The organism is Streptomyces sp. MB09-02B, from assembly GCF_033794485.1.
Lineage (GTDB): Bacteria > Actinomycetota > Actinomycetes > Streptomycetales > Streptomycetaceae > Streptomyces.
Window position 1 is genome coordinate 20,570 of record NZ_JARGEE010000008.1, and the last position, 21,734, is coordinate 42,303.

At 69.2% G+C, this 21,734-nt stretch carries 16 protein-coding genes; 11 read left to right on the forward strand and 5 right to left on the reverse strand.

All coding sequences use genetic code 11. The annotated features are described in order from the left end of the window. Positions 1-20 precede the first annotated feature (20 nt). The 9 genes from P1P70_RS02700 (at position 21) to P1P70_RS02740 (ending at position 12,075) form a co-directional block, all read left to right on the forward strand. Positions 21-2,030, forward strand: coding sequence for a pectinesterase family protein (locus tag P1P70_RS02700; protein ID WP_319234216.1), 2,010 nt, complete (start codon positions 21-23; stop codon positions 2,028-2,030). A 71-nt stretch (positions 2,031-2,101) separates the two neighbouring features. Beyond that, positions 2,102-3,448 (forward strand): sugar ABC transporter substrate-binding protein, encoded by a 1,347-nt coding sequence (locus P1P70_RS02705; RefSeq protein ID WP_319234218.1) that lies wholly within the window; start codon positions 2,102-2,104, stop codon positions 3,446-3,448. Between the two features lie 137 nt (positions 3,449-3,585). After that, a complete protein-coding gene (locus P1P70_RS02710; protein WP_319234219.1) occupies positions 3,586-4,392 on the forward strand; it encodes a rhamnogalacturonan acetylesterase in 807 nt (268 codons plus the stop codon). 143 nt (positions 4,393-4,535) lie between these two features. After that, positions 4,536-5,843: a pectate lyase gene (locus P1P70_RS02715; RefSeq protein WP_319234221.1), complete on the forward strand. Its 1,308-nt coding sequence runs from the start codon at positions 4,536-4,538 to the stop codon at positions 5,841-5,843. Beyond that, on the forward strand, positions 5,843-7,018 hold the full coding sequence (locus P1P70_RS02720) for a pectinesterase family protein (protein WP_319234223.1): 1,176 nt from the start codon (positions 5,843-5,845) through the stop codon (positions 7,016-7,018). The genes P1P70_RS02715 and P1P70_RS02720 overlap by 1 nt, the downstream gene beginning before the upstream one ends. Position 7,019: 1 nt before the next feature. Further along, positions 7,020-8,048, forward strand: a complete 1,029-nt coding sequence (locus P1P70_RS02725) for a pectinesterase family protein (protein WP_319234225.1) — start codon at positions 7,020-7,022, stop codon at positions 8,046-8,048. Beyond that, positions 8,035-9,156, forward strand: coding sequence for a dienelactone hydrolase family protein (locus P1P70_RS02730; protein WP_319234226.1), 1,122 nt, complete (start codon positions 8,035-8,037; stop codon positions 9,154-9,156). Before P1P70_RS02725 ends, P1P70_RS02730 begins: the two co-directional genes overlap by 14 nt. A 47-nt stretch (positions 9,157-9,203) precedes the next feature. Beyond that, the gene (locus tag P1P70_RS02735; protein WP_319234227.1) at positions 9,204-10,316 is read left to right on the forward strand and encodes a right-handed parallel beta-helix repeat-containing protein; all 1,113 of its coding nucleotides are present in this window, start codon (positions 9,204-9,206) and stop codon (positions 10,314-10,316) included. Between the two features lie 139 nt (positions 10,317-10,455). Further along, on the forward strand, positions 10,456-12,075 hold the full coding sequence (locus P1P70_RS02740; protein WP_319234229.1) for a hypothetical protein: 1,620 nt from the start codon (positions 10,456-10,458) through the stop codon (positions 12,073-12,075). On the opposite strand, the gene P1P70_RS02745 is transcribed toward P1P70_RS02740, so the two are convergent. Continuing rightward, positions 12,053-14,281 carry a family 43 glycosylhydrolase gene (locus tag P1P70_RS02745; protein WP_319234230.1) on the reverse strand — a complete coding sequence of 743 codons (2,229 nt, stop codon included), beginning with the start codon at positions 14,279-14,281 and terminating at the stop codon, positions 12,053-12,055. The genes P1P70_RS02740 and P1P70_RS02745 overlap by 23 nt on opposite strands. A gap of 248 nt (positions 14,282-14,529) precedes the next feature. Between P1P70_RS02745 and P1P70_RS02750 the strand changes: the two genes are divergently transcribed. Beyond that, on the forward strand, positions 14,530-15,684 hold the full coding sequence (locus tag P1P70_RS02750) for a right-handed parallel beta-helix repeat-containing protein (RefSeq protein WP_319234232.1): 1,155 nt from the start codon (positions 14,530-14,532) through the stop codon (positions 15,682-15,684). Between the two features lie 130 nt (positions 15,685-15,814). Here the strand turns inward: P1P70_RS02750 and P1P70_RS02755 are convergent, their stop codons facing one another. From P1P70_RS02755 to P1P70_RS02770, 4 genes are all read right to left on the reverse strand, one after another. Continuing rightward, positions 15,815-17,497, reverse strand: coding sequence for a rhamnogalacturonan lyase B N-terminal domain-containing protein (locus P1P70_RS02755; protein WP_319234234.1), 1,683 nt, complete (start codon positions 17,495-17,497; stop codon positions 15,815-15,817). A 31-nt stretch (positions 17,498-17,528) separates the two neighbouring features. After that, on the reverse strand, positions 17,529-18,359 hold the full coding sequence (locus P1P70_RS02760) for a pectate lyase (RefSeq protein ID WP_319234235.1): 831 nt from the start codon (positions 18,357-18,359) through the stop codon (positions 17,529-17,531). Positions 18,360-18,486: 127 nt separating this feature from the next. Next, positions 18,487-19,359: a hypothetical protein gene (locus P1P70_RS02765; protein ID WP_319234236.1), complete on the reverse strand. Its 873-nt coding sequence runs from the start codon at positions 19,357-19,359 to the stop codon at positions 18,487-18,489. Next, a complete protein-coding gene (locus P1P70_RS02770) occupies positions 19,356-19,958 on the reverse strand; it encodes a SigE family RNA polymerase sigma factor (protein ID WP_239753225.1) in 603 nt (200 codons plus the stop codon). Before P1P70_RS02770 ends, P1P70_RS02765 begins: the two co-directional genes overlap by 4 nt. 269 nt (positions 19,959-20,227) lie before the next feature. Between P1P70_RS02770 and P1P70_RS02775 the strand changes: the two genes are divergently transcribed. Then, positions 20,228-21,679, forward strand: coding sequence for an NCS2 family permease (locus P1P70_RS02775; protein WP_319234237.1), 1,452 nt, complete (start codon positions 20,228-20,230; stop codon positions 21,677-21,679). The last annotated feature ends 55 nt before the right edge of the window (positions 21,680-21,734 follow it).

Genomic DNA, 21,734 nt, shown 5'->3' on the forward strand with positions numbered 1-21,734 from the left:
TACGCCTGTTGGGAGCCGCAATGACGCACTTCCGTAGCAAGCGCTTGCCGCACAAGGGGAGAACCCTCGCCGCCGTCACCGCCCTGATCGCCTCGTTCGCCGTCGGCGCCGTCACCCCGGCGGAGGCCGCGCAGCCCGCGACGGCCGCCGACGCCGCCGCCGGGTACGGCGCGGCACCCCGCTGGACCGACCGCCCGCACGGGTTCGCCTCCCTCGACGGCGGCACCACCGGGGGCGCGGGCGGCAAGGTCGTGACCGTCACCGACCAGGCCGCACTGGCGCGTTACGCGGCCGCCGAGGAGCCGTACGTCATCCGCGTGGCCGGGGCGATCGACGTCGCGCCCTTCGGCTCGGACATCGTCGTGACCTCGAACAAGACGATCATCGGCGTCGGCGACACCGGCGAGATCGTCCACGGCGAACTGCACCTCAACCCCGGGACCAGCAACGTCATCATCCGCAACCTGACGATCCGGGACTCCTACGTCGAGGGCGACTGGGACGGCAAGACGACCGACTTCGACGCGATCCAGATGGACACCGTCGACCACGTCTGGATCGACCACAACCGCTTCGAGCACATGGGCGACGGACTCCTCGACATCCGCAAGGACAGCCGGTACATCACCGTCTCCCACAACCAGTTCAGGAACCACAACAAGGCCCTCGGCATCGGCTGGACCACCAACGTCCAAACCGAGATCACCATCGACCACAACTGGTTCACCGGCACGAAGCAGCGCAACCCGTCCGCCGACAACTGCGCCTACGCCCACCTCTACAACAACTACCTCTCGGCACAGGTGGCCGACGGCGACCCCGTGTGGACGTACGGGAACTGGGCGCGCGGCCGGACCAGGATGGTCATCGAGAACAGCTACTACGACGGCGTCCAGCACCCCTACCAGGCCGACGCCACAGCCGAGTTGGTGCAGCGCGGGTCGATCCTGAAGAACGTCGGCGGGCGGAAGGACGCGTGGGGAGCCGCCTTCGAACCCAAGGACTTCTACCGCTACCGGCTGGACCCGGCCGCCGCCGTACCCGCGCTGGTCACCCGGTTCTCCGGCCCTCAGAAGGGCATCGGCACCACCACCGAGCTGAACGTCCCCGCCGACTACGCGACCGTGCAGGCGGCCGTGGACGCCGTGCCCGCGGGCAACGACGGCACCATCACGATCCGCGTGGCGCCCGGCACCTACCGGGAGAAGGTCGTCATCCCCGCGAACAGGCCGAACCTGGTGCTGCAGGGGACTGGACAGCGCCGCTCGGACACCGTCATCGTCTACGACACGCCCGCCGAGTACGGCGGTTCCACCGGCAGCGCCACCGTGCGCATCGTCGCCAGTGACGTGACCGTCCGCAACATCACCTTCAGCAACGACTTCGACGAGGCCGCGCACGAACTGAAGGGCGAGCAGGCGCTCGCGATGAAGACCACCGGCGACCGGATCGTCTTCGAGAACACGGCCTTCCTGGGCAACCAGGACACCCTGATGACGGACAGCCCCAAGCTCGACGCCATCAGCCGGGTCTACATCCGCGACTCGTACATCGAGGGCGATGTCGACTTCATCTACGGCCGGGCCACCACCGTCATCGAGCGTTCCCTGATCAAGGCGCTCAGCCGGGGCTCGGACAGCAACAACGGCTACATCACGGCCGCCTCGACCTGGAAGGAGAACCCCTACGGGTTCCTCATCACCCGGTCGAAGGTCGTCAGCGACGCGCCCGCCGGGACGTACCACCTCGGCCGGCCCTGGCACCCGGGCGGCGAGCCGAACGCGATCGCCCAGGTGCTCTTCCGGGAGACCGAACTGCCCGCCGCGATCAAGTCGTCGCCGTGGACGGACATGAGCGGCTTCTCCTGGAAGGACGCGCGGTTCACGGAGTACCGGACGTACGGGCCCGGAGCCGCCGTCACCGCCGACCGGCCGCAGCTCGACGGCGCCGACGCATCGACCCACACGGTCACCAAGTACCTCGCGGGGACGGACGGTTGGGCGCCGCATCGCGGTCGCGCCGGCCACTGAGTCCGCCCCGGAGACAGCACAGACCCCCCACAACTTCATAACCCTCGTATCCAGAAGAAGAGAGCCGTTCAATGAAGATCAGCAATCGCAGAAGCAGGCGTGCCGCCGCGGCCATCGCCCTCGGATCCGTCCTCGCCCTGACCGCCACCGCCTGCGGTGACGACGGCAGCGGAGCGGGCGGGGACAAGGGCTCCGAGGGCAGCGGCAAGGGCAAGGTTCTCTTCTGGGACAACAACGGCGGTGTCCGCACCGAGATCTGGAAGGAGATCATCGCCGACTTCGAGAAGGCCAACCCGGACATCGAGGTCGAGTACGTCGGGATCGCCGCCACCGAGTACCAGTCCAAGGTCGACACCGCCATCCAGGGCGGTGGCCTGCCGGACGTCGGTGGTGTCGGCGCGGCCATGGCCGCCGGGTTCGCCGCGCAGGGCGCGCTGGAGCCCCTCGACAACCGGCTCTCCAAGTCCTCCCTCAGCGGCAAGCTCAACGAGGCGATGGTCGAGTCGCTGAAGTCCGCCGGCGGCGGCGACTCCCTCTTCTCGATCCCGACCTCCGCCAACAACGGTGTCCTCTACTACCGCACCGACCTCTTCAAGGCGGCGGGCTTGGCCGATCCGACCGACTGGGACAAGTTCTACGAGGCCGCCGAGAAGCTCACCGACAAGGACAAGAACAAGTTCGGCTACACCATCCGCGGTGGCGCCGGCTCCATCGCGCAGGCGCTGGACGCGATGTACGGGCAGTCCGGGATCACCTCGTTCTGGGACGCGAGCGGTGAGAAGACCACCGTGAACGACCCGAAGAACGTCGAGGCCCTGGAGAAGTACGTCGGCCTCTACAAGAAGGTCACGCCCGCGGCCGACCTCAACAACGACTTCACCAAGATGGTCGCGCAGTTCGACTCCGGCACGATCGGGATGCTCAACCACAACCTGGGCTCGTACCAGGACCACGTGAAGGCGTTCGGCGACAAGTTCCGGGGCATCCCGCAGCCGACCGGGCCCGACGGCAAGCGGGTCCAGGTGTCCAACCCGGTCGACGGGCTCGGCATGTTCAAGAGCTCGAAGAACAAGGAAGCCGCCTGGAAGTTCATCGAGTTCGCCACCTCGCACGAGGAGAACTCCAAGTTCAACAAGTCGGCCGGACAGGTGCCGTCGAACAACGACGCCGCGAAGGACGCGTGGATCTCCGAGGCCGAGCCGACGAAGCTGGCCGCCGCCGCGCTGAGCGACGGGTCGACGACGATCGTGCAACTGCCGTACTACCTGCCGGACTGGAACACGATCTCGAAGGCCGACAACGAGCCGGCCTTCCAGAAGGTGATGGACGGGCAGAGCACGGCGAAGGAGTTCCTGGACGCGTTGGCCGAGCAGCTGAACACGGCGCAGGCCGAGTGGAACGAGCAGAAGAAGGGCTGAGAGCTCGGTCCGGTTCGTTGCGTGGCCGGCTGCGGGTTGGTTGTGGCCGGTCGCGCCCACGCGGCGGAGCCGCATATGTCACAGTCCCGCGCCCCTGAAAGACGGGGCGCGGGGCCCTCCTGGAAAGGCACCCGCACGTGTCGCTCACTCGTAGACAGGTCAGCACTGCGGCTCTAGCCGCCCTTCCGCTCGCCGTCGCCGCCACGGGCCCCGCGTCCGCCGCCGCGGCCTCCGGCGGGCCCCGGCGACAGCGCACCCTCTTCATCGCCGGCGACTCCACCGCCGCCCAGAAGTACGCCGACGCCGCGCCCGAGACGGGCTGGGGCATGGCGCTCCCGTTCTTCCTCGGCAAAGGGCTGGCTGTCTCCAACCACGCCGTGAACGGGCGTAGTTCGAAGAGCTTCATCGACGAGGGGCGGCTCGACGTCATCCTCGGGGCGATCCGGCCCGGGGACTTCCTCGTCATCCAGTTCGGGCACAACGACTCCAAGATCGCCGACCCCACGCGCTACACCGAGCCGTGGACGACGTACCAGGACCATCTGCGCCAGTACATCGACGGCGCTCGGGCGCGGGGCGCCCGGCCGGTGCTCGCCACCTCCGTCGAGCGCAGAAAGTTCGACGCGAGCGGCAACGCCGTGCCGACCCACGGCGACTATCCGGCAGCGGCGATCGCTCTCGCCGCGGAGGAGGGTGTCGCCCTCCTCGACATCCAGGCGCTGTCCATCGCGTTGTGGCAGAAGCTCGGGGTCGAGGAGACCAAGAAGTACTTCAACTGGACCGCGGCCGAGCAGGACAACACGCACTTCAACCCGCCGGGGGCGATTGCCGTGGCCCGGCTGGTCGCGGGTGAGTTGCTGCGCCGCCGGGTGCTTTCGCCGCGGGACGTCCGTCGACTGGGCGAAGAGATCCCGGAGTCGTGGATCACCTGGCCGGAAGCGTAGTGCTCCGCTCGTAGGCCGGTTTGTGGCTGCGGGTCCGTCGTGGCTGGTCGCGCCCACGCGGCGGAGCCGCACATGAACACAGCCCCGCGCCCCTGACGGGGCGGGGCTCAACATCCCCCTTTGCTTTGAAAGGAACCGCACACATGCGTCCTCGTATCTGGCATGCCCATGCCACAACGGCTCTCGTCGGCTGCACCGCCCTCGTGCTCGGGGTCGCCGGCACCGGCGTCGCCCAGGCCCACGGCCGTGATCTCGGCCGGCAGGTGCTCGGCGCCGGTGACGGGTGGGGCTCGGCGGAAGGCGGCACCACCGGTGGCTCGGCGGCCGACGCCGAGCACGTCTACACCGTCACCACCTGGGCCGAGTTCAAGGCCGCGCTGGCCGCCGGCGGAAACGCCCCGAAGATCATCAAGGTGAAGGGGATGATCGACGCCGTCTCCGAGGGGTGTGAGGCCTTCGTCACCGGCGGCTACGACCTCCAGCAGTACCTGAAGGACTACGACCCGGCCACCTACGGCAACGACCAGGTCGCCAAGGGCCCGCAGGAGGACGCGCGGGTCGCTTCCATGGCCAACCAGGACGCGGCGATCAAGGCCAACATCCCCAGCAACACCACCATCGTCGGCGTCGGCAAGAACTCCGGCATCCTCGGCGGCAGCCTCCAGATCAAGGGCGTCTCGAACGTCATCATGCGCAACCTCACCATCGAGGCCCCGCTCGACTGCTTCCCCAAGTGGGACCCCACCGACGACAACAACACCGGCAACTGGAACTCCGAGTACGACACCGTGGTCGTCTACGGCACCGACCACGTGTGGCTCGACCACAACACGTTCACCGACGGGCGCTTCCCCGACAGCGAGCGGCCGGTCTACTTCGGCAAGGTCTTCCAGCAGCACGACGGGCTGACGGACATCGTGCGCGGCTCCAACTACGTGACCGTGTCCTGGAACCGCTACGAGAATCACGACAAGAACATGCTGATCGGCAACGGCGACGGCCTCGCCGCCATCGACGCCGGCAAGCTCAAGGTCACCATGCACCACAACCGCTTCGACGGGATCCTCCAGCGCTCCCCGCGCGTGCGGTTCGGACAGGTCGACGTCTACAACAACCACTACGTGGTCACCGAGGAGCAGAAGGACGACTACTACATCTTCGGTGTCGGCATCTCCTCACAGCTCCACGCCAGCGACAACGCCATCTCGCTGCCGGCCGGTGCCAGTGTCGGCAAGGCGCTGAAGAAGTGGAACGAGTCCCCGCTGACCGCCGAGAACAACTACGTCAACGGCAGGCTGACGGACCTCATCGCCGTCCACAACGCCGAGATCCCCTCGGAGATCCTGCAGTCCGGTGCCGGGTGGACGCCCACCCTGCGGACCAAGGTCGACAAGCCGCGTGCCGTGCCGGGCATCGTCGCCAACAGCGCGGGCGCCGGGAAGGTCTGCTGATGACCGGGCGCCAACCGGGGCCGAGCAGACGGTCGTTCGTGGCCGCCGGGATCGGGACCGCGCTCGCGCTCGCCGGCGCGACCCCGGCCCAGGCGGCACCGGCCGACCACGCCACTCGTGCCGCCCGTGGCCGCCGGGTCTTCGGGCGGTACGGATCGCCGGCCGCCCGCCTCGACGAGCGGACCCTGTACGTGGACGCCGGCGGCGCCGGTGACTTCACCACCGTCCAGGCCGCCGTCACCGCCGCTGGGGGTACCTCCCAGGCGTTTGGCACTGGGGGAGGGAGCGGGTACACGCTGGTCGTCGCGCCGGGCGTGTACCGGGAGACCGTCGCCGTCAGCGTCGCCCGTACCGAGATGACCTGGATCGGGGCCTCCGGGAACGCCCGGGACGTCGTGGTCGTGTACGACAACGCGGCCGGCACCCCGAAGCCCGGCGGCGGCACGTACGGCACCACCGGGTCCGCCACGACCCTGGTGCAGGCCGACGGGTTCACCGCCCGGGACATCACCTTCGCCAACGACTGGCTGCGCGCCGACCACCCCGGGATGAGCGGCACCCAGGCCGTAGCCATCAAGGTGCAGGGCGACCGGTCGGCGTTCCTGCGCTGCCGGTTCCTGGGGCACCAGGACACGCTGTACGCCGACTCGATGGCGCTCGGCACCTTCGCCCGGCAGTACTTCCGGGACTGCTACGCCGAGGGCGACGTGGACTTCGTCTTCGGACGGGCCACCGCCGTCTTCGAACGCTGCCACTTCCACACCCTGACCAGGACCGACCTGGCCTCCGCGCCCTACGGGTTCGTCTTCGCGCCCTCCACCGCGGGCGCCAACCCGCGCGGCTACCTGGTGACCCGGAGCCGGATCACCAGTGAGGCCCCGGACGCCCACTACAAGCTGGCCCGCCCGTGGGTGCCCAGCTCGGACACCACCGCCCGGCCCATGCTCACCGTGCGCGAGACCCGCCTCGGTGCCGGGATCGACGCGGTCGCGCCCTACACCAACATGTCGTCGGGCTTCCCCTGGCAGGACCAGCGGTTCGCCGAGTACCGGAACACCGGACCGGGCGCCGTGGTCTCCGTCCCGGAGAACCGGCCCCAGCTCACGGCCGCCGAAGCCGCCTTGGCCACCCGTGAGGCGTACCTCGGCGACTGGACCCCGTGGGAGAGGTGCTGAGATGCGCCGACGCACCCTGCTCGGCGGGATCGCCGGCGGCCTGGTGGCCGCCGGCGCGTCCCCCGCCCTCGCCCACGGGCGCCGGGTCCTGCACGTCCGGCCCGGGGGTTCGGTCCAGGCCGCCGTGGACGCCGTCACCGGTCCCGGGTGGACGATCGTGGTCCACCCGGGGACGTACCGCGAGGTCGTCAATATCAATGCAGAAAAAGGGGAGTTGACCCTGCGGGGTGCGTCCCGCGACCCCCGCGCCGCCGTGCTCGTCTTCGACCGGGCCAACGGCACCCCGAGGCCCGAGGGCGGCACGTACGGCACCGCGGGCTCCGCCACCTTCACCTCGGCGGCGCCCGGCCTGACCGTACGCGACCTGACCCTCGCCAACGACTGGCTGCGCGCGGACCACCCCGAGATCACGGGCACCCAGGCGGTCGCCGCGTACGTCACCGGGGACCGCTCGCACTTCGAGAACGTCCGGTTCCTCGCCCACCAGGACACCCTCTTCGCGGACACCACCGCGCTCGACGCCTTCGACCGGCAGTACTACCGGCACTGCTACATCGAGGGTGACGTCGACTTCGTGTTCGGGCGGGCCCGAGCCGTCTTCGACACCTGCCACTTCCACACCCTCCAGCGGGACGTGCCCTTCACCCCCAAGGGCATGGTCTTCGCGCCGTCGACGGCCCGCGCCAACCCCTACGGCTTCCTCGCCGTGCGCGGCCGGATCACCTCCGGCGCGGAGGACGCCGCGTACAAGATCGCCCGGCCCTGGGTGCCCTCGTACGAGACGACCGCCTGGCCCTCGCTGGTCGTGCGGGACACCTGGATCGGTCCCGGGATCGACGCCGCCACCCCGTACACCAACATGCGGGAGGCCTACCCCTGGCAGACCATGCGCTTCCGCGAGTACGCCAACTCCGGTCCCGGATCGGTCGTCCCGGTACCGGAGAACCGGCCCAGGCTGACGGCGGCCGAGGCCAGGACGCACACGCGGCGGACGTACTTGGGGGACTGGAGGCCCTGTGCCCGCCCCTGAGCCGGCGGCCGCCGGGGCGGAGCCCGTGACAGCCGTCGAGGCCGCAGGCCTGGAGGGCACCCTCCCCGACTTCCACCCGCTCCTCAAGAACGAGCTCCGCTTCCCGCTGGCCTGGGGCACGTCGCCGATCCGGGACTTCCGCACCTGGCGACGGGTGGCGCGGGCCAAGGTCGAGGAGCACCTTCTCGTCGCCCGGGACGACACCCCCTACGACCCGGTCTTCGGCGAGGAGCACGGCGAAGGCGACGGCTTCACCCGAGAGTCGGTCACCTTCTCCCTCACCCGGTACGGCCGCGTCCGGGGCGCCCTGCTCACCCCGCACGGAACCGGACCGTTCCCAGCCGTCCTCCTCCTGCACGACCACGGCGCCAGGTTCGACATCGGCAAGGAGAAGCTGGTCCGGCCCTGGTACGACGACACCCGACTGAACTCGGCGCGGGAATGGGCCGACCGGTACTTCAGCGGCCGGTTCGTCGGCGACGAACTCGCCCGGCGCGGCTATGTCGTCCTCGCCGTGGACGCGCTCGGCTGGGGCGACCGGGGGCCGGTCACCTACGAGCAGCAGCAGGCCCTGGCCGGCAACTTCTACAACCTGGGCTCGTCCCTCGCCGGGCTCATGGCCAGGGAGGACGTGCGCGCGGCGGGCTTCCTGGCCGGCCTCGACCGGGTGGACCGGCGCCGGGTCGCGGCCCTCGGGTTCTCCATGGGCGCGTTCCGGGCCTGGCAGACGGCCGCGCTCAGCGACGACATCGCGGCCGCCGTGAGCGTCTGCTGGATGACCGGGCTCAAGGAGGTCATGGTCCCCGGCAACAACATCCTGCGCGGCCAGTCCTCCTACTACATGCTCCACCCCGGGCTCGCCCGGTACCTCGACTTCCCCGACGTGGCGAGCATCGGCGCCCCCAAGCCGATGTTCTTCCTGAACGGCGGCCTCGATCCGCTGTTCCCCGCCGACGGCGTGCGCGTCGCCCACGACAAGCTGCGCGCCGTCTGGCGGTCCCGCCGCGCCGAGGAGCGGTTGCGGCTGAAGACCTGGCCGGACCTCGGTCATGTGTTCACCGCGCCCTTGCAGGACGACGTCTTCGACTGGCTCGGCGCCGTCCTGTGAGCCACCCCTGCTGAACCCCCGCCCGCACGAGAAAGGAACCGCTCTCCATGTCTCGTCGTACCACTCTGGCCCTGGGCACCGCCCTTGCCCTCGGCGCCGGTCTGGCCGTGCTCCCCACCCAGGCGCACGCCGCGACCGTGGTCGTCAATACGACGACCGCCCTGTCCAACGCCATCAAGAACGCCACCCCCGGCACCGTCATCCAGGTCCGCGGCGGCACGTACTACCCGACGGCGACCCTCCAGTCGACGGCGAACGGCAGCTCCTCCAGCCGGATCCACCTCCAGCCGTACGGCTCGGAGACCGTGAAGATCGACGGCTCGAACCTCCCCGACGGCGGCTGGATCTTCAAGCTGACCGCCGACTACTGGACCGTCTCCGGGATCACCTTCCAGAACGCCCCGGACAGCGCGGTCGTCTGCCAGTCCTGCGCCTCCACGGTCTGGGACAACATCAAGACCATCAACGGCGGCGACTCCGGCTTCACACTCACCGGCGACAGCACCACCGACAACACCGTCCGCAACATCGACTCCTACGGCCACTACGACCCGGCCAACCACGGGGAGAACGCGGACGGCATCGCCGTGAAGTTCGGCTCCGGCAGCGGCAACCTCATCACCGGGGCCCGCCTCTACAACAACTCGGACGACGGTCTGGACTTCTGGTCCTTCTCGTCGCCCGTCACCGTCGAACACACCTGGGCGATGGGCAACGGCAAGAACCGCTGGGGCGACTCGGCGTTCGCCGGCGACGGCAACGGCTACAAGCTCGGTGGCGACGGCGAGACCGTGGCCCATGTCATCAACAACTCGGCGGCCTGGGACAACGCGGGCAACGGCTTCACCGAGAACAGCAACAAGGGCGCCATCGTCATCAACCGGACCACGGCCTACGCCAACGCCAAGTGGGGCTACTACTTCGCCACCGGCGCGGCCCGCCTCGGCAGGAACCTGGCGGTGAGCAACGGCGGCGGCACGGTCAACAAGGGTTCGTCCGTCGTGTCGTCCGGCAACAACTGGGACTCCGGCGTCGCGACCCCGTCGTTCCGCTCCACCGACGCCTCCTCGACATACAACGCCCGTTCGTCGAGCGGCACCCTGCCCGCGACCACCTTCCTGACCACGGGCAGTACGACGATCGGCTCGACGATGAACTGACCGGCGCGAAGCTCGTCCGGCACGCCGGGCAAAACGCCCGGCACGCCGGGCAAAACGATTCTGTCGACACGTAGGCGAGGCGACCCCACACAGTGTTGCGCGACGAACAGCGCATGCGCACCTGAGTGGAGTGGTCCTGGTGGTCGGTAGTCCTCGCCCGCTGATCCTGATTCGCGGATTCGGCGGCCCCGGTGTGTCGGACGAGCGGCGTGACGCGTATCAGGGGTTCAACAACGGCACCGTCTACGGAAAGCGCTACGGCGAGAACTTCATCTATGAGGGATTCGTCCTGCGCGCCCTCAAGTCCACGCTCCACCCCTACCGGGACGCCACCAACGTGGTCGGCTACTACGAGGAGGAACAGGAGCCCAGACCGGGGGAGCGTGACGGCTGGCCCGAGCACCTGCTCACCGGCACGATGGTGGTGGACGTCCCCATGGCACGTGAGGTGCTGGGCCAGGGCGCCCGGGGCACCCTCTGGATCTACCGCTACTACGACCTCCTCCCCCGGAAGATCGACCGCTTCGGGGAAGGGCTGGTCAGGCTCATCGAGATCATCCGCCACGGCATGCGGCCCGACGAGGAGTTCACCGGTGTGGACATCGTCGCGCACAGCATGGGCGGCCTCGTCACCCGGGCCGCCCTGAGCCGCCTGGGGGACGAGAGCGCGGACGTCATCCACCGCATCGTCACCCTCGGCACACCGCACCGGGGGATCGCCTTCCAGTACATGCCCGACGCGCTGGTCAAGTGCCTGCCCGACGCGGTCGCCGACGAGATCGCCGCCTTCGACCCGGACCGCACGGACATCCGGGCCATCCCGTTCCCCGTCAGGAGGATCCTCACGGTGGTCGGTACGGACCACCGCTCCTACAGCAACAAGTTCGCCACCCTGGGCAATCGCATCGCCGGCTTGATCGACGAGGGCACCCTCACCTACAACCGCAGCGACGGCCTGGTCAAACAGTCCTCCGCCCAGATCCCGGGCGCGCCCCGGACCTTCGTCCACAAATGCCACGGCGGCAACGACTCGCTGGTGACCTCGCGTGAGGCGTACGAGATCGCCATGCGCTTCTTCCATGGCACGCACCACGTGCAGCTGCGACTGGACAGCGCCGAGGTGACGCGGGGCCGGGATCTCTTCGGCCGCAGTGAGTTCTACTTCGGGGTGTCCGTCAAACCCCGGTTCGTCGACTTCGAGCTGTGCCACCAGAGCAGCGAGGCCGAGAACTACTACGGCCCCTTCCGCAAGGACGACCTCACCGACGAACTGCCCGATCTGGTCGAGGAGTTGAGCAAGCCGCTCGCGGCACCGGGCGACGCCACCACCGGGTGGGCGGGCGAGAACCGGCTGATCTGGGAGGGCTGGCTCGACGCCGCCGCCAAACCGGAGGGGTCGGGGGACCGGTCCGTGGTCCTCCGCCTCGACGTCCACGTGTATGAGCGGGACAGCCTCGGTATCGGGTTCTCCGACAACCTCGTCTTCCGCAAGCAGTACTACGTCCAGGCGCTGCCCGGTGACGACGGCGCCTGGTCGCTGTACCTCCACACCGGCGAGCGCTACCTGGCGCCGGGTGTGAGCACCGAGGAAGCGCACGCCGCCGCGGAGGACCGGCAGGTCACGGAGGTGTGGCCGATGACGCCCACCGACCGGGGTGGGCCCGGCACCTGGGCCTTCGAGGTCGGAGGGACCGGCTTCAAGGCGGACCTGCTGCTGACGGTGACCGACGAACGGGCTACGGGCGGCGCACAGGCCTGATCGACTCCAGGGTCGGCACCACCGGCCGGATCGTGCCGTCGGCCGCGAACTCCAGGCGGTCGACGGTCGTCTCCCGGTGGGTGCCGTCCCCGCCCGCCCTGCCGGGGCCGTTGAGGGCGAACCGGTGGTAGACCATGTACCAGTCGTCCGTGCCCGGGGCGTTCACCACCGAGTGGTGGCCGGTGGCGAGGATCCCGTACTCGGGACGCTTGGACAGGATCGTCCCCCGCTTGGTCCAGGGGCCCAGCGGGGACGGCCCGGTCGCGTAGGCCACGTGGTAGTTCCCGCTGCGGGTGTCGTCCTCGGACCACATGAAGTAGTACGTACCCTCGCGCTCGACCACGAAGGAGCCCTCCCGGTAGTTGTCCGGGGTGATGTCCTTCACCTCGCCCGCGTCGAACGACACCATGTCGTCGTTCAGCGGCACCACGTAGCCGCGCACATTGCCCCAGTAGAGGTACGCCTGCCCGTCGTCGTCGACGAAGACCGACGGATCGATGGCCTGGCCGCTGAACTGGCCCTTGGCGACCAGGGGTTTGCCGAGGGCGTCCTTGAACGGGCCGGCGGGGGAGTCGGCGACGGCGACGCCGATGTTGCCCTCCGCGCAGAAGTAGAAGTAGTACCTGCCGTCGCGTTCGGCGATCGCCGGGGCCCAGGCGTTCTTGTCGGCCCAGGAGACATCGGGGCCCAGGTCGAGGATCTGCCCGTGGTCCTTCCAGTGGACGAGATCCTTCGACGAGAAGGCCTTGAACCGGGTGCCGCTCCAGCCGGCGAAGCCGTCCGTGGTCGGGTAGATCCAGTAACGGCCGTTCATGTACGCGACGTCGGGGTCGGCGTAGAGGCCGGGCAGGACCGGGCTGCGGGTCGGCACCGCCTCGACCGTCCAGACGCGCTTCGTGCCGTCGGCGGCGGTGACCGTGTACGTCCGCGGCTTGCGGAAGTCACGGCGGGTGCCCGACCTCGGGCTCACCGACGCGCCCTCACCGAGCCAGAGCTTCGGCGCGAGCCGGGCGAGGTCCGTGCCGGGCTCCATCGGCAGGACGACCTTGGACGAGGCCTCGGTGACGACCGCGTACCCCTTCTGGCCCTTCGTCGTCACGTCCACGACCGAGGTCGGGCTCGCCGGGTACGCGGCCAGCAGCCGGTCGTACTCCCGCTGCGTCACGGGGATGACCGTGCCGTGCCGGGGGCTCGCGGGCAGCTGGTAGTCGGTCGACGGGGTCCACCGGCCGGAGTCGAGGTCGGTCGTCTCGAAGGGGAGGTAGCCGCGGCCGCCGTACTCGTCGATGAACAGGTACCACTTCTCCTCGGTGTTCGACTTGAACACCGTCGGCCCCTCACCGCGGTCCATGGCGCCGTTGCCGATGCAGTCCGCCACGAAGTCGTACTTCGTCGAGGTGAGCGACGTCGACCTCTCACCGGTGATGAACTTGGCGCAGGGCGAGGACGAGGTGGGGTCCCGCTCGTCCTTGGTGTAGCGGTAGTACGTGCCGTCGTGCTTCACCACGGTCGAGTCGATGACCGAGTAGCCCGGGTCGTTCCAGACCTTCGGCTCGCTGAAGGTGCGGAAGTCCTTCGTCGTCGCGTACAGCATCTTGTTGTAGGTGGAGCCGGTGTGGTCCGGGTCGTCGTCGGCGTACAGCTTCGACGCCCAGAAGACGACGAACGCACCGAGGCTGTCGTCCCAGTAGGCCTCCGGCGCCCAGGTGTTGCCCGCGTTGTCGGGCGAGACCCTCACCAGCCGCTGGTCGGTCCAGTGCACCAGGTCCGTGGACTCCCAGACCATGATCGACTTGCTGCCGTGTCTCTGGACCTGGTCCCAACTGCCACTGCTGCCCCGGTACATCCGCAGATCGGTGGCGATCATGTAGAACTTGTCGCCCTCGGGAGCGCGGATCACGAACGGGTCGCGCAGCCCCTTCTCGCCGATCGTCGAGGTGAGGACCGGCTTCCCGGCGTTCAGTTCCCGCCAGTGCAGGGCGTCGTTGCCGCGGCTGAGGGCATAGCGGATCTGCTCGCCGTCGGCGGTGCCCTCGCCGGTGAAGTAGGCGAAGAGATAGCCGGCGTACTCCGGGTTCTTCCCCGCCTTCCGCACGGACTGGTGTGTGGGCTCGGGTGCCGGTTGGGCCGCGCCCGGTGGGGCGGCCAGGAGGCCGAGGACGAGGGCCAGGAGGGGGAGCAGGAGCGTACGGGCGGTGGGGCGCATGACACATCCTGTGAGAGTCTGATGGGTTCTGTTTGCAAAGTCGCCCTCGGAGTGTCATCAGTGCGGTTCGGGGCGTCAATCGGTGTGCGTGTGAAGACTCCGAGCGAAACTTTCGAGCGATTTCGCGGCGGCGCGGCAACCCTTTCCCGACGGGTGGCGACCAGTGATCAGAAGCGGGCCGGGGCGGCCCCTCCGGCCCGCTTCGTTCCCCGTCTCCCGAAGAGGCGTCCCCTGCGAAAGGAACACCCGTGCGTCATCCCTACGGACGCCATCGAAGAACCCGGACCCTGTCGATCGCCGCCGCCGTGTCCGTCGCCGCGGGGGCGGGCGGCGTCCACCTGGGCCTCGCGCACGACGGCGCCCAGGCCGCCGCCACCACCGTCACCGTCTCCAGCACCGCGTCGCTGGAGAAGGCCGTCGCGAACGCCGTCGCCGGTACGACCATCCAGGTGCGCGGCGGCACCTACCGGCCCACACGGACGCTGAAGTCCACGGCGAACGGCACCCCCTCCGCCCGGATCACGTTCACCGCCTACGGCGGCGAGAAGGTCAAGATCGACGGATCCGCCCTGCCCGCCGGCTCCTGGCTCGCCGCGATCCACGGCGACCACTGGACCGTCTCCGGGCTCACCTTCCAGAACTCCCCGGCCCAGGGCTTCGTCGCCACGTCCTCGGTCGGCGGTGTCTTCCAGAACCTCGTCACCGCCAACAACGGAGACTCGGGTTTCACCCTGCGCGGTGACGGCACCACGGACAACCTCGTACGGAACCTCGACAGCCACGGCAACTACGACGCCGCGAACCACGGTCAGAACGCCGACGGCATCGCCGTGAAGTTCGGCTCCGGCACCGGCAACAGGATCACCGGCGCGCGCCTGTACGACAACGCCGACGACGGCCTCGACCTCTGGCAGTTCTCCTCGCCCGTCACCGTCGACCACTCCTGGGCCTTCGGCAACGGCAGGAACCGCTGGAACGACCCCGCGTTCGAGGGCAACGGCAACGGGTTCAAGCTGGGCGGCGGCGGGGCCTCGGTCGCGCACTCCGTCAACAACAACGCGGCCTGGGGCAACACGCTGCACGGGTTCACCGAGAACTCCAACACCGGCGCGATCCTGCTGAACCGCAACACGGCCCACGCCAACAAGGAGAACGGGTTCTACTTCACCACCGGCAAGGCACGGCTGGCGCGGAACCTCGCGGTGGGCAACGGCGCGGGGAAGGCGAAGCTGGGCTCCGCCACGGTCTCGGCCGCCAACAACTGGGACAGCGGCATCACCACGCCGGCCTTCCGGTCCACGGACGCGGGCACCGCGTACGCCGCCCGGCGGACGGACGGCTCCCTGCCCATCACGACGTTCCTCACCACGGGCTCCAAGGCCATCGGCGCGACGATGAACTGACCTGCCGCGCAAGGCAGAACGCGCAGGGCGGGAAGAAGGCGCCCCCCGCCGGTCGTCACCGGCGGGGGGCGTTTCTCGTGCCGACCCCGAGGGGGGCTCCGGTCGGCACCTGCTGCCGGCCGAGGGGGGCTCAGGCCAGCAGGTCCAGACAGTCGAACGAGGTGCCCGGACTGAGGAAGCCCGTGCCGCTCGAACCACTGACGATGTCGAGCGTCAGTACGTTGTACTCACTGGTGTTCGACTTCCACGCACTTGCAGGGACGCTGTAGAGGAAGGTGTGGTTGTTCCCCCGGTACGAACCCGTGGTGAGTGAACGGGTGGACGGCTGTTTCCGGGCCGCCGGGACCGGCGAGACCCAGTCATTGATGGATACCCGCGGACGCCCGCCCGCGAACGCGTCCGTGACCCCGATCCGCAGGGTGTGCGCGGCGGCGGCCTGCGCGGGCGTCAGCTTGAAGAGGATCCGGATGCCGTCGTTGACGTCCTGCCAGAGGTACGCGGGGAAGGACGCCGTCGGATCGCCGCCGCCCAGCGTGACGTCGCCGGTCCACCTCGCCGCGCGGCCGTCGGACGGATGCGCGTACGTCATCAGCCGGGCGTTCTTGAACCCGCCCGGCGTCCCGTCCCAGTCGCCGAGCCGCCAGACCGTCCTCGCCGTGGACGGGTCGCCCGTGATGGTGAGGGAGTTCAGCGCGGTCGAGCCGCCCGCCGTCACCTTCACCTCCCGGGTGTGCACGGCCAGTTCGCCCTTGAAGACGGTCAGCGTGTACGTCCCCGGCAGCATGCCCCTGCAGGAGAAGGCGCCCGTGCCGGTCGCGGCCCTGGCCCAGTACTGGGCGTCCGCGTTGGCGAAGCCGACCGTGTAGGCGTACTTCGGATCCATGCCCTTGAGCCCCACACCGGCCACCCTGCCGCGCCCGGCCCGGCCGACCCAGCCGGTGATGCCGAGGCCGTCGACCCAGGAGGTGTCCAGCCTGTCGTGGGCGAGCGAGGAGGAGGGCGCCCCGCCGTCGGTGAAGGCCAGGACGTACGGACCCTGGAGGCCGAAACGTTCCGCCTCGGTCTGGGCCTGGTTGTAGTGCAGGATCTCGTAGAGGCCCGCGCCGAGGTCGTTGGAGTGGCGCAGCAGGGAGCGGTAGAAGGGGCCGCCGGAGGCCTTCTCATGGTTGGACCGGACCATCCAGAGGCCGACCGAACCGGTGGTGAAGCCGATGTGGTCGTAGTCGATCACCCGCTTGCCCGAGTAGTGCTTGGAGTGGGTCGTGCCGTCCGCGCGCCGCCAGACGTCACCGGCCTCGATGACCTTGTCGGAGGCCTCGATCCAGGAGTCGGGGCCCTCGTTCGGGAACATCCCGGGCTTGAGGCGGACGAGGAAGCGGGTCGCCGTGAAGGACGCGTCCGCCTTGTTCGTCCACAGGTAGATGTTGTTCTGGCCGCTGCGGGCCGCGTACCACTGGGTGATCGCACCGTGCACGGCCTTGATCAGGATCGTCGACCCGGACCGGCGGATCGTGACCTTCGAGGCGCCGAGACCCGACTCCACGTGCGAGTGCCTGCCGCCGTAGCCCTCGTACTCCTTGCCCCGGTAGCGCAGCGAGGTGAGGTCGCCGGTCGTCCTGGAGACCTTGAAGACCAGGTTCGCCCCGGTGTCCACGACGAAGTTCTCACCGTCGTCCGAGTGACCGAAGCCGGCTGCGGAGGCCGTGGAGAGCAGGCCGGTGCCGCCCGCGACGGCGGCGCCGGTGGCGGCGACACCGAGCGCGCCGGCCCCGAGGACGCGCCGGCGCGTGAGACGTCTCTTGTGGGTGCTCAAGGGTGGTACTCCGGGTATGTCGAGTCCTGGATCATTTGTACGTGATGGCAGATGACGAGAACTTGCAGGTGGTTCCGTCCGCGCCCACACCGATCTGGGACGGCTCCCTGCCGGAGCTGTTGCCCTTGAAGCGCACGCACGTTCTGACCTTCTTCTTCGGGTCACCGTGGATGCGGATCTTCGACAGCGTCGCGGTGTCGCCGTAGTTGGCGTTCACGCCGACGATCGCCTTCAGGGGCGCCACGACGTCGATGTCGCTGAGCACGATCGTGCGCTTGTGCTGCTTCTTGCAGTTGCCGCAGGAGCGCACCAGCTTGCCGGAGGCCTGCACCCGGAACCCGGTGATGCTGAGCTTCCCGGCGCCGTTGAACTGGAACACCTTGTCCGAGGCCTTCTTCGCGCCCCCGCCGACGACCTTGTACACGGCCTTCGGCGACGTGCCCTTGAAGCTGGCGGCGTCCTCGCCGACATCCAGCCACCACACGTTCTTCAGGGTGCAACTGCCCTTGCAGTGCACCCCGTCCGCCCCCGGAACACCGATGACCACGTTCTTCAGCACGGCGCCGTCCGCCAGTTCGAAGATCGGGTCCTGGCCCTCGTCCTGGCTGCCGTCACCGAGCGCGCCCTTGCCGAAGAACTTCTTCGACCTGCCGTCGTAGGTGCCCTTCACCTCGATCGTCGAGGAGACGCCCTTGCTGCCCTTGGCCGTCGGCCAGGTGGCGGCGGCGCCGGCGGGGGACAGCAGCGACGTCGTGACGAGCGCCCCGCCCGTGAGGGCGAGGGCGGCCACCGAGCCGATCACGGCCCGCCGGCCGGTGACCCGACGGCGGTGCCGGACGCGCTGTTCTGCAGGTGCGGTCATGTACCCGATTCCTCGCTGGTGGTGACTCTTGCGCCTACTGGTCGCCACCGTACGGAGAAAGGGTTGCCGTGCCTGTGGATCTTTTTCACGGGAGCTTCCGCAGGGGTCCCTCCCGTGAAGGATCCTCCTACGAGTCGCCCTCGTCCGAGGAGTCGTCGTCCCTGTCGTGGCGCCTGAAGTCGCCGCCGACCGCGAGGTCCTCGCCGCCCGCCTTCGCGGTCATCGTGTAGCGGTCGTCGCCCGCGTCACGGCCGCCGCGCTCGTGGTTGTACTGCCCGGCGAAGACGAACTCGCCCTTCGGGACCGTGAGTCCGTCCTTGAGCACCCAGGTGTAGACCAGGAAGCCGTCGCCCTCCTCGACCGTGAGGTCGAAGTCCTGCTCCGGCAGGGACCGCCAGGCACCGGCCGAGGAGACCCCGCCGGTCTGGGCGATGGTCAGCTGGACGGTCAGCTCGGTGAGCTGCTCGCCCGTCTTCAGGGTGAGATTGCTCTGCGCCCAGAAGTCGTTGCTGTGCGGGTCGACCGAGCCGTCCGACCAGAGCGGGCCGTCCTCCTCGTTCTTCGCGGCGGGCAGCTTCGGCACCGTCGTGCTCTTGGGCGACGCGCTCCTGGACGGCGTCGAACTCGGCTTCTCCTTCTGCTCCCCGCCGGTGCTCGGGCTCGGGCGGTCCGGCCGGACCGGGGCCCGGCTGGTCGCGGCGGGGGAGTCGACCGGGGTCGGGGAAACCACGACCGTCTGATCCGACGGCGGCGTCTGTTCGCCCTTCACCGCCGAGGCGACCGCGTAACCGCCGACCGCGAGCACACCCGCGACACCGGCGGTGGCGGTGACCACCCGTACCCAGCCCCACAGCGGCGGCCGGGTCGCCTTACGGCTCCGACGCTCCTCGGGGGCGGCCATGCCGCGCTCGATCCGGGCCAGGATGCGGGCGCGGTCGGGCTCGTGCGCCTCGGCCGACTCGCGCAGCCGGGCGCGCAGCTCCTCGTGCACGTCCCTCATCGGTCCCTTCCTCCGGTGCCGGTCACGCCCGCACGGGTCACGCGCGGCTTCGTGACGCCCCCGCCCGCGATGCCCGCGTGCATCCGCTGCGGCGTGTCCTCGGTGCCGAGCAGCTTCTGCAACTCGGCCATCCCCTTGGACGTCTGGCTCTTCACCGTACCGACCGAGACGCCGAGGGCGAGCGCCGTGTCCTTCTCCGAGAGGTCGAAGGCGTGGCGCAGGACCACACAGGCCCGCTTGCGGAACGGCAGTCTGCGCAGCGCCGACTGGACGTCGACCACGCCGGGCACATCGGGATTCTCGGTCTTCTCCTCGCGCTGCGACCAGAACAGCGTGATCCTGCGGCGCTCACGGACCGCGCTGCGGATCCGGGTGCGGGCCAGATTGGCGACGACGCCACGGGCGTACGCCACCGGATGGTCCGCCGCGCGGACCCGGTCCCAGCGGTGCCACATCGCGAGCAGCGCGTCCGCGGCCAGGTCGTCGGCGGCGTCCGCTTCCCCGGTCAACAGGTGTGCGAGGCGCGACAGTTCGGCATAGTGCCGTTCGAAGAAGGCGTGGAACTCCACGGAGGCTGCGTCGTCGACGACAGTGCCCACGGGGACCTCTCTTCTCGCTGCGGCCACAGCAGCCGAGCCGGCTGGCTGTGCGTGTCATGTGAATGACATGTGATCGTCCGGGGCCGACCCGCGACGAGATCCGGAAGAGTAGCAGTGATCGTGAAGGGGGTTCGTACGCGGCTTCGAACGCCGTCTTGCAGGGAGAACTCCGATTCCGTAACACGGAGAAAACCTGAATCGGGTTCAACAGGGGAACAATCCAGCCAGCATCCGCGCGTAGTCCACGCATGTCACTAGGAGCACCGCTCATGTCCGACGCACAGAAGGTGGCCGACCGGCCCGCAGCCGAGCCACCCGGGGCGAACAGCGTCGATCGCTTCTTCAAGATCAGCGCCCGGGGGTCCACCTTCGCCCGTGAGATACGCGGCGGCTTCGCCACGTTCTTCACGATGGCGTACATCCTTGTCCTGAATCCCATCATCCTCGGCAGCGCGAAGGACAAGTACGGTCACACCCTCGACGGCGCCGAACTCGTCACCGCCACCGCCCTCGTGGCCGCCGTGATGACGGTCATCATGGGCGTCGGAGGAAACCTTCCGCTGGCGCTCGCCGCCGGCCTCGGTCTCAACGCGGTCGTCGCCTTCCAGATAGCCCCGCTGATGAGCTGGTCCGACGCGATGGGCCTGGTCGTCCTCGAAGGCCTGCTGATCTGCGTCCTGGTGGTCACCGGCCTGCGCGAGGCCGTCATGCACGCCATACCGCAGCCGCTGAAGCAGGCGATCAGCGTCGGCATCGGCCTGTTCATCGCCTTCATCGGCTTCGTCGACGCCGGGTTCGTCAGCCGCATCCCCGACATCGCGAACACCACCGTCCCCGTGCAACTGGGCGCGACCGGTGCGCTGTCCGGCTGGCCGATCCTGGTCTTCTGTCTCGGTGTCCTGCTGACCATCGGCCTGCTCGCCCGCAAGGTGAAGGGCGCGATCCTGATCAGCATCCTGACGATGACGGTCGTTGCGATCGTGATCAACTCGGTGGCCGACATCAAGAGCTGGGGCCTGACCACCCCGAAGGTCCCCGACGACATCGTCGCCGCCCCCGAGTTCGGACTGATCGGCGACTTCAGCCTCTTCGGCTCGTTCGGCGAGACCACCGTCATCACGGTCGTCCTGCTGATCTTCACCCTGCTGCTCTCGGACTTCTTCGACACCATGGGCACGGTCGTCGGCATCACCGCCGAGGCGGGCCTGCTCGACGAGGAGGGCAAGGTCCCGAACCTCGGCAGGGTGCTCCTCATCGACGGCGCGGCGGCCGTCGCGGGCGGCGCGGCCTCCTCGTCCTCCGCGACCTCCTACATCGAGTCCGCGGCCGGCGTCGGCGAGGGCGCCCGCACCGGCTTCTCCAACCTGATCACCGGCGGCCTCTTCGCGGTGGCGCTCTTCCTCACCCCGCTGCTGACCATCGTGCCCATGCAGGCGGCCGCGCCCGCGCTCGTCGCCGTCGGCTTCCTGATGATGACCCAGGTCAAGAACATCGACTGGGACCGGTACGACATCGCCATCCCGGCGTTCCTCACCATCGCCGTCATGCCGTTCACGTACTCCATCACCAACGGCATCGGCGCCGGCTTCCTCGCCTTCGTCCTCATCAAGACGGTCCTCGGCAGGGCGAAGGAGATCCACTGGCTGCTGTGGGCCACCTCGGCGCTGTTCCTGGTGTACTTCGCGATCAACCCGATCCAGCAGTTGTTCGGGGTCAGGTGACACCTGACACCTGACGGACGAAGGGCCGCCCTCCGGGGGGAGTGAGGGCGGCCCT

Excerpts from the sequence above, each read along its gene's own strand:
- P1P70_RS02700 (WP_319234216.1), top strand. The coding sequence starts at position 21 with ATGACGCACTTCCGTAGCAAGCGCTTGCCGCACAAGGGGAGAACCCTC.
- P1P70_RS02705 (WP_319234218.1), top strand. The coding sequence starts at position 2,102 with ATGAAGATCAGCAATCGCAGAAGCAGGCGTGCCGCCGCGGCCATCGCC.
- P1P70_RS02715 (WP_319234221.1), top strand. The coding sequence starts at position 4,536 with ATGCGTCCTCGTATCTGGCATGCCCATGCCACAACGGCTCTCGTCGGC.
- P1P70_RS02720 (WP_319234223.1), top strand. The coding sequence starts at position 5,843 with ATGACCGGGCGCCAACCGGGGCCGAGCAGACGGTCGTTCGTGGCCGCC.
- P1P70_RS02725 (WP_319234225.1), top strand. The coding sequence starts at position 7,020 with ATGCGCCGACGCACCCTGCTCGGCGGGATCGCCGGCGGCCTGGTGGCC.
- P1P70_RS02735 (WP_319234227.1), top strand. The coding sequence starts at position 9,204 with ATGTCTCGTCGTACCACTCTGGCCCTGGGCACCGCCCTTGCCCTCGGC.
- P1P70_RS02745 (WP_319234230.1), bottom strand. The coding sequence starts at position 14,281 with ATGCGCCCCACCGCCCGTACGCTCCTGCTCCCCCTCCTGGCCCTCGTC.
- P1P70_RS02760 (WP_319234235.1), bottom strand. The coding sequence starts at position 18,359 with ATGACCGCACCTGCAGAACAGCGCGTCCGGCACCGCCGTCGGGTCACC.
- P1P70_RS02765 (WP_319234236.1), bottom strand. The coding sequence starts at position 19,359 with ATGAGGGACGTGCACGAGGAGCTGCGCGCCCGGCTGCGCGAGTCGGCC.
- P1P70_RS02775 (WP_319234237.1), top strand. The coding sequence starts at position 20,228 with ATGTCCGACGCACAGAAGGTGGCCGACCGGCCCGCAGCCGAGCCACCC.